A 16,965-nucleotide genomic window follows, 5' to 3' on the forward strand; every position below is an offset into this window, starting at 1 on the left:
TCGTCAGTCGGCCGCCCGCCCCCGTCGCGGCGGGATCACGGTGTCGACGATGAGCGCCAGCTCCCGACGGTTCGGCGGCGATCCGGTCAGCAGGAAGTGCTGATTGATCAGGGCCGGGCCGATGCGGGCGGTCAGCGGGGTGATCAGCTCCGCATCGAGCTCGCCCTCCGCGACGGCGGCCTGCAGGATCGATTCGACGATCTGCAGGCGCGGCGCCACCACGGCGTCGGCGAAGATGGCGCGCATCTCGGGTTCGTGCAGGAGCTGGTTGACGGTGGCCATGCCGGGGAAGGCGGTCTTCCCGGCGCAGACGTCGCGGTGGGCGCTGAACACCGTCAGCAGGTTCTCCCGCGCCGACCTGCCGGGCCGCGCCTCGGGCAACGGCGGCAAGGTATGGACCAGTGCGGCGTGCACGAGCTCACACTTGGTGGTCCAGCGCCGGTACAGGGCCGCCTTGCCGGTGTGGGCGCGCGCCGCGATCCCCTCCATCGTCAGCCCGCCGTAGCCGACCTCAGCCAATTCGGCCAGGGTGGCCTCGTAGAGCGCCCGCTCGAGGACCTCGCCCCGTCGGCGGCTCCGGCCACCGGTCGGGGCGGTCTGGGTGAGCTGCGGCATCCCTCGATAGTAGCCGTATGCGTTCCTATCGGTGGCGACGAGACCGCCACCGGACCTGCGGTGCGGGTAGGGTGCGTCCATGCCCGAGACGCCACGGCTGCTGTTCGTCCACGCGCATCCCGACGACGAGAGCCTCAGCAACGGCGCCACCATCGCCCACTACACCGCCCGCGGGGCCGACGTGCGCGTCGTCACCTGCACGCTTGGCGAAGAGGGCGAGGTCATCGGTGACCGCTGGGCCGGGCTGGCCGTCGAACACGCGGATCAGTTGGGGGGCTACCGGATCGGCGAGCTCACCGCGGCGCTGCGTGGGCTCGGCGTCGGCGGCCCGCACTACCTCGGCGGCGCCGGACGCTGGCGCGACTCGGGCATGCGGGGAACACCGGGGCGGGCGCGGCAGCGGTTCATCGACGCCGACGAGCAAGAGACCGTCGGCGAGTTGGTTGCCGTCATTCGCGAGCACCGTCCGCACGTCGTGGTGACCTACGACCCGGGCGGCGGCTACGGCCACCCCGACCACGTCCACACCCACACCGTCACAACGGCCGCCGTGGCGGCTGCCGGCTCCGGCGACTTTCCCGGCGAACCGTGGACCGTGCCGAAGTTCTACTGGTCGGTGTTCGCCACCCGCGCCTTCCTGGCGGGCCTGCGTGCCCTCGATGGCGAGGACCTGCTGCCCGAGTGGGCGATCCCCCCGGAGGAAGAGTTCGGCTTCGGGTTTGCGGACTCCGACATCGACGCCGTCGTCGAGCCCGACCTTGAGGCCTGGGCGGCCAAGCGGGCGGCGCTCGCCGCGCACGCCACCCAGGTTGTCATCGGACCGACCGGCCGGGCCTGCGCCCTGTCGAACAACATGGCGCTACCGATCCTCGCCGAGGAGCACTACGTGCTGGCGGCCGGCACGGCGGGGGAGCGCGACGAGCGCGGGTGGGAGACAGATCTGCTTGCCGGGCTTGATTTCACCGCGGCCGGCACGGGGTAGGCTTGCCAATCAGGCAGCCACGGAAGGATTTCGCATGGACCCCGACCTGGACCCTAATCAGCAGCATTGGCAGGACCGGCTCGACAGCCTGCAGTGGGTTATCGGCTCGATACTCTCCAACATCGACAGCGTCCCGACCTGACCGAAACCAAGCCGCGCGCCGCATCTCTCGAAGACATCGGCGCGACAGACCCCGCGATACGTTTCGTTGTCTTGGCGCTGTTGGCCGTCGACGGGGTCCTCTCCGCACTGGCCGGGGCCCTGCTGCTGCCTTCCTATATCGGGTCGATCCCGTTTCCCATCAGCGGCTTGATTTCTGGACTGGTCAACGCCGCACTCGTGTGGGCCGCCGGACGGTGGACCACGTCGTCGCGGCTGGCCGCGCTGCCGTTGTGGACGTGGCTGCTCACCGTGGCGGTGATCAGCATGGGCGGCCCGGCCGACGACGTGATCCTGGGCGGTCGCGGCGTGATGGCCTACGGGGCCTTGCTGCTGATCGTGCTGGGGGTGGTGCCGCCGTTCTGGATGCTGTGGCGGCGCGGGCGCCGGGCCTGACGTTTGTGCCGCCGCGCGGGCCGGGATGTCCCCGCTTGCGCGTGTGGCACTGCCGCTACTGTTGACTGTTGCGCAGACGGGCCCGCACGGGTCGGAAGAAAATTTCACATGTTGGGACACGCGGATGAAATTCGATCGTGGGGAAGTTACACGAAGGTGCCGCTGACTCCGGGCGAAGAGCCTATCGCTCTTCCTAATCCTGTGGTTTTGCCAAAGACCAGCGCCTCGGCGTTGCGACGGGTGTTACGTCGCGCCCGAGACGGTGTCGCGCTCAACGTCGATGAGGCCGCCGTCGCGATGACCGCGCGCGGTGAAGACCTCGCGGACCTGTGCGCCAGCGCGGCGCGGGTGCGCGACGCGGGCCTGGCATCCGCCGGCCGGCGCGGCCCCGGCGGCGGGTTACCCGTCACCTATTCGCGCAAGGTGTTCATTCCGATCACCCATCTGTGCCGCGACACCTGCCATTACTGCACCTTCGTCACCGTGCCGGGCAAGCTGCGCGCGCAGGGCGCCGGCATGTATCTCGAGCCCGACGAGATCGTCGACATCGCTGCCCGCGGAGCCGAATTGGGTTGCAAAGAAGCCCTTTTCACCCTTGGTGACCGGCCCGAGGACCGGTGGCCGGAGGCGGGGCAGTGGCTCAGCGAACGCGGTTATGACTCCACGCTGTCCTACGTGCGGGCCATGGCGATCCGGGTGCTCGAAGAGACCGGCCTGCTGCCGCACCTGAACCCCGGTGTGATGAGTTGGTCGGAGATGGCGCGGCTGAAGCCCGTGGCGCCGTCGATGGGCATGATGCTCGAGACCACGTCGCGACGGCTGTTCGAGACGAAAGGGCTTGCCCACTATGGCAGCCCGGACAAAGATCCCGTGGTCCGGCTGCGCACGCTCACCGATGCGGGCCGGCTGTCCATTCCGTTCACCACCGGCCTGCTGGTCGGCATCGGCGAGACGCTGACCGAACGTGCCGAAACTCTGCACGCGATTCGCAAGTCACACAAGGAGTTCGGGCACGTACAAGAAGTGATCGTGCAGAACTTCCGGGCCAAGGAACACACCGCGATGGCCGCCGTCCCCGACGCGGGGATCGACGATTACCTGGCGACGGTCGCGGTCGCCCGGCTGGTGCTCGGCCCCGGCATGCGCATCCAGGCGCCGCCCAACCTGGTGTCGCGCGACGAGTGCCTGGCGCTGGTGGGCGCCGGGGTCGACGACTGGGGCGGCGTGTCACCGCTGACACCCGATCACGTCAACCCCGAGCGGCCGTGGCCCGCTCTCGACGAGCTGGCCGACATCACCGCCGAGGCCGGATACGAACTGGTTCAGCGACTTACCGCTCAGCCCAAGTACGTGCAGGCCGGGGCGGCGTGGATCGACCCGCGGGTGCGCGGCCACGTGATGGCGCTGGCCGACCCGGCGACCGGCCTGGCCCGCGACGTCAATCCGGTGGGGCTGCCCTGGCAGGAGCCCGACGACGTCGCCTCGGCCGGGCGGGTCGACCTCAACGCGGCGATCGACACCGAGGGCCGCGCCACCGAAGCGCGCAGCGATCTGGACAGCGCCTTCGGCGACTGGGAATCGATCCGCGCGCAGGTGCACGAGCTGGCCGCCCGGGCACCCGAACGCATCGACACCGATGTGCTCGCCGCGCTGCGCGCCGCGGAGCGCGACCCCGCCGGCTGCACCGACAGCGAGTACCTGGCGCTGGCGACCGCCGACGGACCCGCACTGGAAGCCGTTGCCGCCCTTGCCAATTCGCTACGGCGCGACACGGTGGGTGACGACGTGACATTCGTGGTGAACCGCAACATCAACTTCACCAATATCTGCTACACCGGTTGCCGGTTCTGCGCCTTCGCGCAGCGCAAGGGCGACGCCGATGCGTATTCGCTGTCCACCGAAGAGGTGGCCGACCGTGCGTGGGAGGCGCACGTCGAAGGCGCCACCGAGGTGTGCATGCAGGGCGGGATCGACCCCGAGTTGCCGGTCACCGGCTACGCCGACCTGGTCCGCGCCGTCAAGGCGCGGGTGCCGTCAATGCACGTGCATGCCTTCTCGCCGATGGAGATCGCCAACGGCGTGACCAAGAGCGGGCTGAGCGTCCGCGAGTGGCTGATCAGCCTGCGCGAGGCCGGGCTGGACACGATCCCGGGCACGGCGGCCGAGATCCTGGACGACGAAGTGCGCTGGGTGCTGACCAAGGGCAAACTGCCGACTTCGGAATGGATCGACATCGTGACCACCGCGCATGAGGTGGGCCTGCGGTCGTCGTCGACGATGATGTACGGGCACGTCGACAGCCCGCGGCACTGGGTGGGTCATCTCAACGTGCTGCGTGGGATCCAGGACCGCACCGGCGGCTTCACCGAGTTCGTCCCGTTGCCGTTCGTACACCAGAGCTCGCCGTTGTACCTTGCCGGCGCCGCCCGGCCCGGGCCCACTCACCGCGACAACCGTGCCGTTCACGCCTTGGCACGAATCATGTTGCACGGCCGCATATCCCAGATCCAGACCAGCTGGGTCAAGCTCGGGATCGAGCGGACACAGGTGATGCTCAACGGCGGTGCCAACGATTTGGGCGGCACGCTGATGGAGGAGACCATCTCGCGGATGGCCGGTTCGGAGCACGGGTCGGCCAAGAGCGTCGAAGAGCTGACCGCGATCGCCGAGGGGATCGGGCGCCCCGCCCGCCAACGCACCACAACCTACGCCCCGCGGGCCGCTTAGCAGCCCGCGGCGACGGGTATACCCGACGCCGTGAACCGACAGATCGACGACGACCGGTTCCCCGAGTGGCGGCCGTTCGTAGACGCGGTACAGCGGCGCCGGCCCGACGCCGGCACGTGGTGCGAGGCCTGGACGGTGCGCGACATCGTCGTCCATCAGGCCGGAAACGCCGAGGAGATCGCCCGGGTGCTGGCCGCCCATCTGGACGGCGAACCGGTTGGCACGCGCGGCTTCGAGGAACGTGAGGGACCACTGCGCGCGCTGAACGACGCGGACCTGTGGGACGCGCTGTTCGACCGGATGGCCACCCTCAACCGGATCGCGGAGGCGGCCGACGACGTGCCCCAGGACACCGACGTCGCGTGGACGGGCCGCACCATGAAGGTGCCCTGGTTCGCCGAGCACATGCGCGAAGAGCTCGTGCTGCACGGTTGGGACATCACCGGGGACGCCGACATGCCGGCGGCGCTGAAAACCGGGCTGGCCGATCCCTGGATGACCACCCACAGCGTCATCGCGGTCGGAAAACCGCTGCTGGCCAAGGGGGCCAAGCAATTACGGCCCGGCGAACGCGTCGAGGCCAGGCTGCGGGCCGGCGGCACCGACGACGTCGTGATCAGCGCGGAAGCCGACCGCAGCACCATCGGACTCACCGAACCCGAAGGCCCGGCCACCCTGGAAACCGACCCCGCCGCGCGCGTGCTGCTGCTCTGGGGGCGTAAGCCCGCAGACCCATCGCGAATATGCAGCCGCGTCGGACCGGAAACCCTGGGCCGCGTCCGCGGCCTGCTCAGCGGTTACTGAACCGCGTGCTGGGCTCAGAAGTTGTTACAGGTGACCGCGACCTGGTTGATGTCGTCGTAGTACTTCATCGCCGACGGCATCGCCTGGATCTGCTGGGCCATCTGCTGGCGCTTCGGCGGCGGCGCGGCCAAGAAGTTGCGGATGTAGGACTGCGCGATCGGCGAGCTGTTCAGCTGCGTCGCGGCCGCCGGATCGGTGGCGTTGAGCGCGGCGATCACCTGCCCGTAGTTGCAAGTGGTGTTGATGATCGCGTCCGTCGGGTCCGCGGACGCGATTCCGGCCCCGGCGGTCAACGCCACGGCCGCGCCACCGAGCGCAACGGTCAATTTGGTCAACGACAGCCTCATGTGTGGACACCTTCCCCGTTTATGCACCGCTATCAAGGCGACGACATCTGCCCAGCGGTTGCCGTCTTCCGGTCGAGGCTACCAGGCACCACGACCGTGCTTCCATATCGATGGTTATCGCAGAGACCCGCTGGAGTGCGACTCTTCGCAGGTCAGCAGGCTGGGCGGCCTGTTCGCCCTCGGCGAAACCGACCCCGGTCGCGGCGTCCGAGACTGACAGTCTTAAATCGTCAACTTAACGGGCGCGCCAAGTGGTTGACGTGTATGTGCAACGTCTAGTATCAGTAACCGAAAGCTTTGTCCTGGAGCGGCCGGAAGCACCGGGCGCGAGCCGAAGAGCAGCCCACACCGAAGCAGTACATGGAGGAGACGTCTGTGACCTACACGATCGCCGAGCCCTGTGTCGACATCAAAGACAAGGCATGTATCGAGGAATGCCCGGTCGACTGCATCTACGAGGGCGCGCGGATGCTGTACATCCACCCCGACGAGTGCGTCGACTGCGGAGCGTGTGAGCCCGTCTGCCCCGTCGAAGCGATTTACTACGAAGACGACGTGCCCGAGCAGTGGAGCCAGTACACGCAGATCAACGCCGACTTCTTCACCGAGCTCGGATCGCCGGGCGGCGCCGCCAAGGTCGGCATGACCGAGAACGACCCGCAGGTCGTCAAGGACCTGCCGCCCCAGGGCGAGGGCGACTGAGCGGGCCGGTGCTGGATAGGCCCGGGGTGAGGCAACGCGCCGCACGCGGGCGAGTCTCGGCTTCCCTGCCGGAATTTCCCTGGGACACGCTGGCTGACGCGAAAGCGCTGGCCGGTTCCCATCCCGACGGCATCGTCGACCTGTCCGTCGGCACCCCGGTCGACCCCGTCGCGCCGGTGATCCAAGACGCGCTCGCCGCCGCCGGTTCCGCGTCCGGATACCCCGCCACCGCCGGCACCCCGCGATTGCGGGACTCGGCGGTCGCCGCGCTGGCCCGCCGCTTCGGCATCACCGGCCTCACCGAGGCGGCTGTGCTGCCGGTGATCGGCAGCAAGGAGCTCATCGCCTGGCTGCCGACCCTGCTGGGACTGGGGTCCGCGGACCTGATCGTGGTGCCCGAGCTGGCGTATCCGACCTATGACGTCGGGGCGCGGCTGGCCGGAGCGACGGTGCTGCGGGCGGATTCGTTGACCCAGTTGGGCCCGCAGTCGCCGGCGCTGGTCTACCTCAACTCCCCGAGCAACCCGACCGGACGCGTGCTGGGCGTCGACCACCTGCGCAAGGTGGTCGGCTGGGCCCGCGAGCGGGGCAGCGTGGTGGCTTCCGACGAGTGTTACCTGGGGCTGGGCTGGGAGGCGCAACCGCTGTCGATCCTGCATCCGTCGGTGTGCGACGGCGACCACAAGGGGCTGCTCGCGATCCACTCGCTGTCGAAGAGCTCTTCGCTGGCCGGTTACCGGGCCGGGTTCGTCGCCGGGGATCCCGATTTGGTGGCCGAGCTGCTGGCGGTGCGCAAACACGCCGGGATGATGGTGCCGACGCCGGTGCAGGCGGCCATGGTCGCCGCCCTGGACGACGACGCCCACGAGCTGGCGCAGCGGGAACGGTACGAACGGCGGCGGGAAGCGTTGCTGCCGGCGCTGCGCTTGGCCGGGTTCGCCGTGGACCATTCCGAGGCGGGCCTGTATCTGTGGGCTACCCGCGGCGAGCCGTGCGCGGACAGCGTCACCTGGCTGGCCGAACGCGGCATTTTGGTGGCGCCCGGCCACTTCTACGGCCCGCGCGGTGCGCAGCACGTGCGCGTCGCGCTGACGGCGACCGACGAGCGGATCTCCGCCGCCGTGCGGCGGCTCGCCTAGCCGAACTTCAAGCCGAATCCGACCAGCTGCCACCACGGCGGCCGCCAGCGTGCACAATGCATCGAAGGTGTTTCGCCCGCTCAGGTTAAGGACGGTGGTCGTGACGACTTCGGCCGACAAGCTGCGCATCCCCCTTTCGGTCGGGGACATCGTCAAGCGGGTGTTCCTGGGAAAGCCCCTGATCACCGAGGACATCGCCTCCGAGAAGTTGTCGAATCCGGTTGCCCTGGGCGCGCTTTCGCCGGACGCGGTGTCGTCCGTCGCGTATGGCCCGGAGCAGATCCTGATCGAACTGCTGCCGCATGCCGGGCTGGCCGCCTTCCTGCTGTTGCTTCCCATCACCGGCGTCATCCTGCTCATCCTGGTGCTGGTGGCCGCCTCGTACCGGCAGGTGGTGATGGCTTACACCCGGGCCGGCGGCTCCTACATCGTCGCGCGGGACAACTTCGGTCCGCGGGTGGCCCAAATCGCCGCCGCGGCGCTGCTGATCGACTACGTCGTGACCGTTGCGGTGCAATCGGCGGCCGGGACGGTTGCGGTGGTGTCGGCGGTCCCCGCGCTGGGCCCGTACAGCCTCGAACTCACGGTCGGTGTGGTGCTTGCCATCTGCTACGCGAACCTGCGTGGGCTCAAGGAAGCGGGGCTGCCGTTCGCGGTGGCGACCTATTCGTTCATCGTCATGGTCGGCCTGACGATCGTCGTGGGCGTGATCCGCGCATTCGCCGGGAACCTACCGACTTACGATCCCGCGCACATGACCGGAACCGTGCCGGTCCACCAGGGCAACGGGTTGGTGCTGGGCGCAACGATTTTGGTCTTGCTGCGCGCGTTCGCCAACGGAGGCTCGTCGCTGACCGGGGTCGAGGCCATCTCCAACACGGTCGACTATTTTCGAAAGCCGCAGGGCCGCAACGCGCGCCGCGTACTCACCGCGATGGCCACCATCCTCGGCCTCCTGCTGGCCGGTGTCGCCTACCTGGCGCATGTTACCCACGCCACGCCGTATCTCACGGAATACCCATCGGTGCTGTCCCAGATCGGCCGTGCCGTCTTCGGCAACGGCGTGATCGGCGACATCTTCTACATTCTGGTCCAGGCCGCGACCGCGGCCATCTTGTTCACCGGTGCGAATACCAGTTTCAACGGTTTCCCGGCGCTGGCCAGTTTCGTCGCCGAGGACCGCTTCCTGCCGCGCCAACTGACCAAACGCGGTCACCGGCTGGTCTTTTCGAACGGCATCATCACCCTGACGGCGTTGTCGGTGGTGTTGCTGGTGGTGACCGGCGGGTCGGTCAACGCGCTCGTCCCGTTCTATGCGATCGGCGTGTTCACCGGGTTCTCGATGGCCGGCTACGGGATGACCAAACACCATCTGACGCACCGGGAACCGGGGTGGCGACGTCGCCTGGCGATCAACCTATCCGCGGCGGTCCTGTCGACGATCGTGGTGGGCATCTTCGCGGTGGCGAAATTCACCGAGGGCGCATGGTTGGTGGTCGTCGTCTTCCCGCTGCTGGTGTTCATGCTGATGCGGCTCAACCGCGAATACCGCGCCGAGGCGGCCATTCTCGAGATGTTCCGCACCGACCGCCCGGAGTTGGTGAAGTATGCGCGGCACCGGGTGTTCGTTCTGGTCGACTCGGTGGATTTGGCGGTGATCGAAGCGCTGCGCTACGGCAGGGGTTTACGGGCCGACGAGTTGACCGCGGTGCACTTCATGGTCGACCCGGCGCACGCCGCGCAACTGCGAAAGCGCTGGGATCACTTCGATCTCGACACTCCGCTGCGCGTGGTGGACTGCCCGGACCGCCGGATCAGCCGGGCCGCGCAGCTGCTGGTCGCCAAGGCGCGCGAAGAACAACCGCACACCAACGTGACGGTGCTGCTGCCCCGGCGAACGTTCGCGCGGCTGTTGGGGAGGCTGCTGCACGACCGCACCGCGGACAAGATCTCCCGCGCGGTGAGCCTGATCCCCGACGCGGCGGCGACGATCGTGCCCTACGACGTGGAATCGCGCATCAAAGAGGCCTACCCCGACACCTTCGAGCAACGCATCGCCCAGGAGATCGACAAGCTCGAGGCCTGGGTGTCCAAGGGCGAGGACGAGAAGGTGGACGCCTACGAGCACCCCGAGCGGCCGGCCTCCGTCATCCTGGTGGCCGGGCTCATCTCGGGGCAACGGGCCACCGTCGAAGGGCGGGTCAACCAGGTCGAGGACGTCACCGACCGCGGGCGTACCTTCCGGCAGGTGGTCGTCGGGGACAACAGCGGGGAAATGACAATCACGTTCCGGCCAAGCCATGGGGGCGCCGACATTCAGCCCGGCCAGCTGTTGCGGATCACCGGGAAGGCGCGCCAGACCGGCAACCGGCCCATCTCGATGATCGATCCGACGTATTGCGTGATCGAAGACCCCGCGAAGGCCGTCGAATCCGGCGAATCCGGCGAAACCAGCAAAACGTAACGTCCGGGCGATCGCGGGATTGTCCCGCATGGGCAAACGCTGTTGTGCGGAACTCTTTGCCAAGCAAGACTATTCGTCGTTCTCCAATGGGCCGCTACCGACGTCCCGGACGGCTGATGGAGCCGGACACGGCTTCGGAGGCGATGAGTCGAGCCGTGACGGTAAGCTGACACCCGCATGACTGCCCAACGCCGTTGGGGGAGAACAGGGGACTGCACTTTGCGTGCCGCAACCGCAACACCCGTTGCTGTCATCGGTATGGCCTGCCGGCTTCCCGGTGGGATCGATTCTCCGCAACAGTTGTGGGAGGCATTGCTGCGCGGCGACGACTTGGTAGGCGAGATTCCCGCCGATCGGTGGGACGCGGACCTGTACTACGACCCCGAACCGGGCGTGCCCGGCCGCTCGGTAACGAGGTGGGGGGCCTTCCTGGACGACGTCGGCGGTTTCGACTGCGACTTCTTCGGCATGACCGAGCGCGAGGCCACCGCGATCGACCCGCAGCACCGCTTGCTGCTGGAAACGTCCTGGGATGCCATCGAGCACGCCGGCCTCGATCCCGCCCGGTTGTCCCACTCGCAGACCGGGGTCTTCGTCGGACTGACCCACGGCGACTACGAACTGTTGTCCGCCGACTGCGGCGCCGCCGAGGGGCCGTACGGGTTCACCGGCACCAGCAACAGCTTCGCGTCGGGGCGGGTCGCCTACACCCTGGGCCTGCACGGCCCGGCGGTCACCGTGGACACGGCGTGCTCGTCGGGCCTGATGGCCGTCCACCAGGCCTGCGGCAGCCTGAACAGCGGTGAAAGCGACTTGGCCCTTGCCGGCGGTGTCGTCGTGACGCTGGAACCGCGGAAGTCCGTCTCGGGGTCGCTGCAGGGCATGCTGTCGCCGACCGGCCGCTGCCACGCCTTCGACGAGAAGGCCGACGGCTTCGTGTCCGGCGAGGGCTGCGTCATGCTCTTGCTCAAACGGCTGGGCGACGCGCAACGCGACGGCGACCGCATCTTGGCGGTGCTGCGCGGAACCGCGGCCAATCAGGACGGCCGCACCGTCAACATCGCGGCCCCTTCGGAAACCGCCCAGGTGGCCGTCTACCAAAAGGCCCTCGAAGTCGCCGGCGTCGACGCCGCAACGGTCGGCTTCGTCGAGGCGCACGGCACGGGCACCCCCGTGGGGGACCCGATCGAATACTCGAGCCTGGCCGCGGTCTACGGAACCGCGGGACCGTGCGCGCTGGGCTCGGTGAAAACGAATTTCGGCCACCTGCAGTCGGCCTCCGGACCGTTGGGGTTGATGAAGACGGTCCTCGCGCTGCAGCACGGCACGGTGCCGCAGAATCTGCACTTCACCCGCCTGCCGGGCGAGCTGGCCACGGTCAAGACGGAACTGTTCGTGCCGCAGGCCAACACGCCCTGGCCCACCGCCGGCCGGCAGCCGCGGCGCGCCGCCGTGTCGTCCTATGGAATGTCGGGTACCAACGTGCACGCCGTGCTGGAGCAGGCTACGGTGGCGACGCCCGAAGAGCCGACGGGCACACCGACCACCAACGGGGCGTTGTTGTTTCCGGTGTCGGCCACGTCCGCGGAGCAACTGCGCGACACGGCGGCCCGGCTCGCGGCCTGGGTCGACGAGCACGCCGGCGGCTCGGGCGTGTGGGATCTCGGTTACACCCTGGCCCGCCGACGCGCGCACCGGCCGGTGCGAACGGTGTTGTCGGCGAGCAACTTCGGCGAGCTGAGCGCGGCCCTGCGCGGGGTCGCCGGCAGCGACATCCCGTACGAGCCGGCCGTCGGGCAGGACGACCTCGGGCCGGTATGGGTGTTCTCGGGGCAAGGGTCGCAGTGGCCGAAGATGGGCGCCGAGTTGCTGGCGAAGGAGCCGGTGTTCGCGGCGACGATCGCCGAGCTGGAGCCGCTGATCGCCGAGGAATCGGGGTTCTCGGTCACCGAGGCCCTGTCGGCGCCCGAACTGGTGACCGGCATCGACCGGGTGCAGCCGACGATCTTCGCGATGCAGGTCGCGCTGGCCGAGACGATGAGGTCCTACGGGGTGCGTCCCGGCGCCGTCATCGGGCATTCGCTCGGTGAATCCGCCGCGGCGGTCGTCTCCGGCGGGCTTTCGCCGGCGGACGGGGTGCGCGTCATCTGCCGCCGCTCGAGGCTGATGGCGGGGATCGCCGGCAGCGGCGCCATGGCCTCGGTGGAACTGCCCGGCCAACAAGTGTTGTCGGAACTGTCCATCCGAGGGACCTCTGACGTCGTCCTCTCGGTGGTCGCCTCGCCGACGTCGACGGTGATCGGCGGCGATACGCAGACGATCCGCGATCTGGTCGCGGCCTGGCAGGAGCAGGACGTGATGGCGCGCGAGGTGGCGGTGGACGTGGCCTCGCATTCGCCGCAGGTGGAGCCGATCCTCGACGAACTCCTCGAGGCCCTCGCCGGCCTCGACCCGCGGGAGCCGGAAGTTCCCTACTATTCGGCGACGCTGTGGAACCCCCGCGAACGGCCGTCGTTCACCGGCGAGTACTGGGTCGAAAACCTGCGCTACACCGTGCGATTCGCGGCGGCCGTGCAGGCCGCCCTCAAGGACGGCTTCCGCGTGTTCGGCGAACTCGCACCCCACCCGCTGCTCACCCACGCGGTCGAGCAGAACGCCGCCAGCCTGGACATGCCCATCGCCGCGCTCGCGGCGATGCGCCGCGACCAAGAGCTGCCAATTGGCTTGCGGGGCTTCGTCGCCGACGTGCACAGCGCCGGTGCCGCGGTGGATTTCTCGGTGCAGTACCCGACCGGACGCCTGGTGGACGCCCCGCTCCCGACGTGGACGCACCGCAGGCTCATGCTCAGTCGCGAGGGCAAAGAGCAGGCGCACGGGGCGTCGGTGCAGGCCGTCCATCCGCTGCTCGGCGCGCATGTGCACCTGTACGAGGAAGCCGAGCGCCACGTCTGGCAGGGCGATGTCGGCACCGAGGCACACCCTTGGCTCGCTGACCATCAAATCCACCAGGTGGCAGCGTTTCCCGGCGCCGCCTACTGCGAGATGGCGCTCGCCGCCGCGCGCGCGGCCCTCGGCGAACGCTCGGAGGTCTGCGATATCACGTTCGAGCAGACGCTCTTGCTGGACGGCCGGACGCGGGCATCGTCGGCGGCGACGGTCGCCGCGCCCGGGGTTCTCGAGTTCACGGTGGAAACCCACGACGAGGGCGAACGCGTTCGCCGGGCGGGTGCGGTCCTGCGGGCCCTGAACGAACCGGAAGAGGCCGAGCCGGCCGCCCACGACATGGCCACGCTGATCGCCAATCACCCGTCTGGCATGGACGGTGCCGAATTGCGAAAAGCCTTCGACGCGATAGGGATTCAGTACGGTCCGGCCTTCTCCGGTCTGGCCGCCGCGCTCGTCGCCGACGGGCAGGCCGGCTCCGTGCTCGCCGAGGTCGCGCTTCCCGGCGCGATCCGCTCGCAGCAGTCGGGATACGCCATCCACCCGGCCCTGCTGGACGCGTGCTTCCAGTCGGTCGTCGTCCATCCCGAGGTGCAGAAGGCGAGCGCGGGCGGTCTGCTGCTGCCGGTCGGCGTGCGCAGGTTGCGCAGCTATTCCTCGACCCGCAACGCGCAATACTGCCTCGCCAGGGTGACGTCGTCGCGCCCCGGCGAGTGCGAGGCGGACCTCGACGTGCTGGACCAGTCCGGCGCCGTCCTGCTGACGGTCGATGGGCTTCGGCTGGCCGGCGGCGCCTCCGAGCACGAGCGGGCGCAACGGCTGCTCAACGAGCGGTTGTTGACCATCGAATGGGAGCCACGGCAATTGCCGGAGGAGTCCCGGGGCGAGCCGGGATCGTGGCTGTTGCTCAGCGCGGGTGAGGTGACGGATCCGCTGACGGCGCAACTGGCCGAGGCATTAAGCGATGGCGCCCAATGCACCGCGGTGCCCTTGCCGCTGGGGTCGGTGGAAACCGCACAGTTACGCACCCTGCTGTCGGGCGGCGGCCTGCCGGCCCCCAACGGGCACGGCCCGCTCAAGGGCCTCGCGGGCGTCGTCGTGGTGACCGCGCCGCAGACCGGGGGAGCCGAAGAGACGCGGCGCGGGTGCGACTACGTGTCGTATCTGGTGGCGATCGCCCGTGAGCTCTCCGAGCTGCCCGGCGAGTCACCCCGGCTCTTCGTGGTGACCAGGAATGCCGCCAACGTGGTCGCCGGCGACGTGGCCAACCTCGAGCAGACCGGGTTGCGCGGTCTGATGCGGGTGATCGATTCCGAGCACCCGCACCTGAGCGCCACCCAGATCGACGTCGACGCGGCGACCGAAGCCAAACACGTTGCACTGCAGTGCAAGAGCGGGTCGCAGGAGGACGAGACGGCGTGGCGCGGCGGGCAGTGGTACACCGCGCGGCTCCGCCCGGGTCCGCTGCGTCCGGCCGAACGGCGGACCACCGTCGTCGATCGCGAGCGGGACGGCATGCGCCTACAGATCCGCACGCCGGGTGACCTCGAATCGCTGGAGTTCATCGCGTTCGACCGCGTCGCGCCGGGGCCGGGGGAGATCGAGGTCGCGGTCACCGCGTCCACCATCAACTTCGCCGACGTGCTGGTCGCCTTCGGCCGTTATCCCACCTTCGAGGGCTACCAACAGCAGCTGGGTGGTGACTTCGCCGGTGTGGTGACCGCCGTCGGTCCCGGCGTCACCGAGCACCGGGTGGGGGACCGCGTCGGCGGCATGTCGCGCCACGGCTGTTGGGGCACGTTCGTCATCGCCGACGCCCGGCACGCGGTCACCCTTCCGCCCGGCCTGTCGCTGGAAGACGCCGCCGCGGTGCCCACCGCCTCGGCCACCGCCTGGTACGGGTTGCATGACCTGGCCCGCATCGCGTCGAGCGACAAGGTGCTCATCCATTCCGGCACCGGCGGCGTCGGACAGGCGGCCATCGCGATCGCCCGGGCCGCGGGCTGCGAGATCTTCGCGACCGCGGGCAGTCCGCAGCGCCGGCAATTGCTGCGGGACATGGGGATTGAGCACGTTTACGACTCGCGCAGCACGACGTTCGCCGACGAGATTCGCCGCGATACCGACGGATACGGCGTCGACGTGGTGCTCAACTCGCTGCCCGGGGCCGCGCAGCGCGCGGGAATCGATTTGCTGGCCTTCGGCGGACGATTCGTCGAACTGGGCAAGCGCGACATCTACCGCGACACCCACCTCGGATTGTTTCCGTTCCGGCGCAACCTGTCCCTGTTCGCGGTCGACCTGGCGTTGTTGACGTTCAGCCACCCCGAGACGGTTCGCCGCCTGTTGACCACCGTGTACCGACGCACGGCCGACGGCGAGTTGCCGCTGCCGCGGACCACGCACTACCCGATCCACGACGCGGCCGCCGCGATCCGCCTGGTGGGTGCCGCCGGGCACACCGGCAAGGTCGTGCTGGACGTGCCGCGCGCTGGGCGCAGGGTGGCGACGGTTCCCCCGGAAGACGTGCGGCCGTTCCGCACCGACGGCGCCTACATCGTCACCGGTGGTATCGGCGGGCTGGGATTGTTCTTGGCCGGTGAGATGGCGTCCCGGGGCGCGGGACGGATCGTGCTCAACTCCCGCTCGGCGCCCAACGAGCAAGCGCGCCAAGCCATCGAGCGGCTGCGCGCCGGCGGCGCGGACATCGCGGTGGAGTGCGGAGACATCGCCGAGCCGGGCACGGCCGACCGCCTGGTGGCGTGCGCCACCGCGACGGGACTGCCGGTGCGCGGGGTGCTGCATGCGGCGGCGGTGGTGGACGACGCCACGTTGACCAACGTGACCGACGAGCTGATCGAGCGGTGTTGGGCGCCAAAGGTTTACGGAGCCTGGAACCTGCATCGAGCCACCCGGGAACAGCCGCTGGACTGGTTCTGTTCGTTCTCGTCGGCCGCCGCGCTGGTCGGCTCCCCGGGCCAGGGCGCTTACGCCGCGGCGAACAGCTGGCTGGACGCGTTCGCGTACTGGCGCCGCGCCCAGGGGCTGCCCGGCAGCGCGATCGCCTGGGGCGCGTGGTCCGAGGTCGGCCGCGCCACGGCCCTCGCGGAAGACGCCGGCATCGCGATCAAGCCGGCGGAGGGCTATCACGCGTTCGAATCTCTGCTGCGCTACGACCGCCCCTACTCGGGCTACGCCCCGATCATGGGAACGCCGTGGCTGACCTCGTTCGCGCAACGCAGCCGGTTCGCCGAGGCGTTCGGATCGATGGGGCAGGGCAACCCGGACGCGGGCAAATTCCTGGCCGAACTCAAGACGCTGCCCCGCGACGAATGGCCCACCGCCATTCGTCGGCTGGTGTCCGGTCAGATCAGCCTATTGCTCCGGCGCACAATCGATCCCGATCGTCCGTTGTCCGACTATGGGTTGGATTCACTCGGCAATCTCGAGCTGCGAACCCGCATCGAGACGGAAACCGGTGTGCGCATCAGCCCCACCAAGATCACCACGGTTCGCGATCTGGCGGAGCATCTGTGCGACGAGCTGGCCGCTTCGGAAGCGGCGGCGTCAGCATCCTGACGAGGCGGATGCGCGGCCCTACCCCGGATGGGCGAGTGCCGCAACGCGAACCCCAGAAAACCGCCCTAAACTGACCATCTTGACTTGTAGACTTGCTGAAATCCGGTT

General features: G+C 69.0%; 10 protein-coding genes. 8 read left to right on the forward strand and 2 right to left on the reverse strand.

Annotation, left to right across the window (positions count from 1 at the left end):
* Positions 1 to 3 precede the first annotated feature (3 nt).
* Complete coding sequence (locus A5697_RS01210; RefSeq protein WP_068007235.1) at positions 4 to 615, reverse strand: TetR/AcrR family transcriptional regulator; 612 nt, start codon at positions 613 to 615, stop codon at positions 4 to 6.
* A 79-nt stretch (positions 616 to 694) separates the two neighbouring features.
* On the opposite strand from A5697_RS01210, the gene mshB reads away from it, so the two are divergent.
* The 4 genes from mshB to A5697_RS01230 all read left to right on the forward strand — a co-directional run bounded on the left by mshB (position 695) and on the right by A5697_RS01230 (position 5,683).
* Positions 695 to 1,597, forward strand: a complete 903-nt coding sequence (mshB, locus tag A5697_RS01215) for an N-acetyl-1-D-myo-inositol-2-amino-2-deoxy-alpha-D-glucopyranoside deacetylase (protein ID WP_068007237.1) — start codon at positions 695 to 697, stop codon at positions 1,595 to 1,597.
* A 93-nt stretch (positions 1,598 to 1,690) separates the two neighbouring features.
* The gene (locus A5697_RS01220; RefSeq protein WP_068007240.1) at positions 1,691 to 2,152 is read left to right on the forward strand and encodes a hypothetical protein; all 462 of its coding nucleotides are present in this window, start codon (positions 1,691 to 1,693) and stop codon (positions 2,150 to 2,152) included.
* A gap of 108 nt (positions 2,153 to 2,260) precedes the next feature.
* Positions 2,261 to 4,879: a bifunctional FO biosynthesis protein CofGH gene (locus A5697_RS01225; protein WP_082953185.1), complete on the forward strand. Its 2,619-nt coding sequence runs from the start codon at positions 2,261 to 2,263 to the stop codon at positions 4,877 to 4,879.
* 30 nt (positions 4,880 to 4,909) lie between these two features.
* Positions 4,910 to 5,683 carry a maleylpyruvate isomerase N-terminal domain-containing protein gene (locus A5697_RS01230; protein WP_068007249.1) on the forward strand — a complete coding sequence of 258 codons (774 nt, stop codon included), beginning with the start codon at positions 4,910 to 4,912 and terminating at the stop codon, positions 5,681 to 5,683.
* Between the two features lie 14 nt (positions 5,684 to 5,697).
* On the opposite strand, the gene A5697_RS01235 is transcribed toward A5697_RS01230, so the two are convergent.
* Complete coding sequence (locus A5697_RS01235) at positions 5,698 to 6,030, reverse strand: hemophore-related protein (protein WP_067946075.1); 333 nt, start codon at positions 6,028 to 6,030, stop codon at positions 5,698 to 5,700.
* A 375-nt stretch (positions 6,031 to 6,405) separates the two neighbouring features.
* Between A5697_RS01235 and fdxA the strand changes: the two genes are divergently transcribed.
* From fdxA to pks2, 4 genes are all read left to right on the forward strand, one after another.
* Positions 6,406 to 6,732 (forward strand): ferredoxin, encoded by a 327-nt coding sequence (fdxA, locus tag A5697_RS01240; protein ID WP_055398945.1) that lies wholly within the window; start codon positions 6,406 to 6,408, stop codon positions 6,730 to 6,732.
* A gap of 26 nt (positions 6,733 to 6,758) precedes the next feature.
* On the forward strand, positions 6,759 to 7,871 hold the full coding sequence (dapC, locus tag A5697_RS01245) for a succinyldiaminopimelate transaminase (protein ID WP_068007253.1): 1,113 nt from the start codon (positions 6,759 to 6,761) through the stop codon (positions 7,869 to 7,871).
* Between the two features lie 100 nt (positions 7,872 to 7,971).
* Positions 7,972 to 10,335, forward strand: coding sequence for an APC family permease (locus A5697_RS01250; protein WP_068007341.1), 2,364 nt, complete (start codon positions 7,972 to 7,974; stop codon positions 10,333 to 10,335).
* A 219-nt stretch (positions 10,336 to 10,554) separates the two neighbouring features.
* A complete protein-coding gene (pks2, locus tag A5697_RS01255) occupies positions 10,555 to 16,857 on the forward strand; it encodes a type I polyketide synthase (RefSeq protein WP_068007256.1) in 6,303 nt (2,100 codons plus the stop codon).
* Positions 16,858 to 16,965 lie beyond the last annotated feature (108 nt).

The sequence above is a fragment of the Mycobacterium sp. E3251 genome (assembly GCF_001666835.1).
In the GTDB taxonomy this organism is placed as follows: Bacteria; Actinomycetota; Actinomycetes; order Mycobacteriales; family Mycobacteriaceae; genus Mycobacterium.

Bases quoted from the DNA above. Each gene is read 5' to 3' on its own strand.
- A5697_RS01225 (WP_082953185.1), top strand. From the start codon at position 2,261: ATGTTGGGACACGCGGATGAAATTCGATCGTGGGGAAGTTACACGAAG.
- A5697_RS01235 (WP_067946075.1), bottom strand. From the start codon at position 6,030: ATGAGGCTGTCGTTGACCAAATTGACCGTTGCGCTCGGTGGCGCGGCC.
- mshB (WP_068007237.1), top strand. From the start codon at position 695: ATGCCCGAGACGCCACGGCTGCTGTTCGTCCACGCGCATCCCGACGAC.
- A5697_RS01210 (WP_068007235.1), bottom strand. From the start codon at position 615: ATGCCGCAGCTCACCCAGACCGCCCCGACCGGTGGCCGGAGCCGCCGA.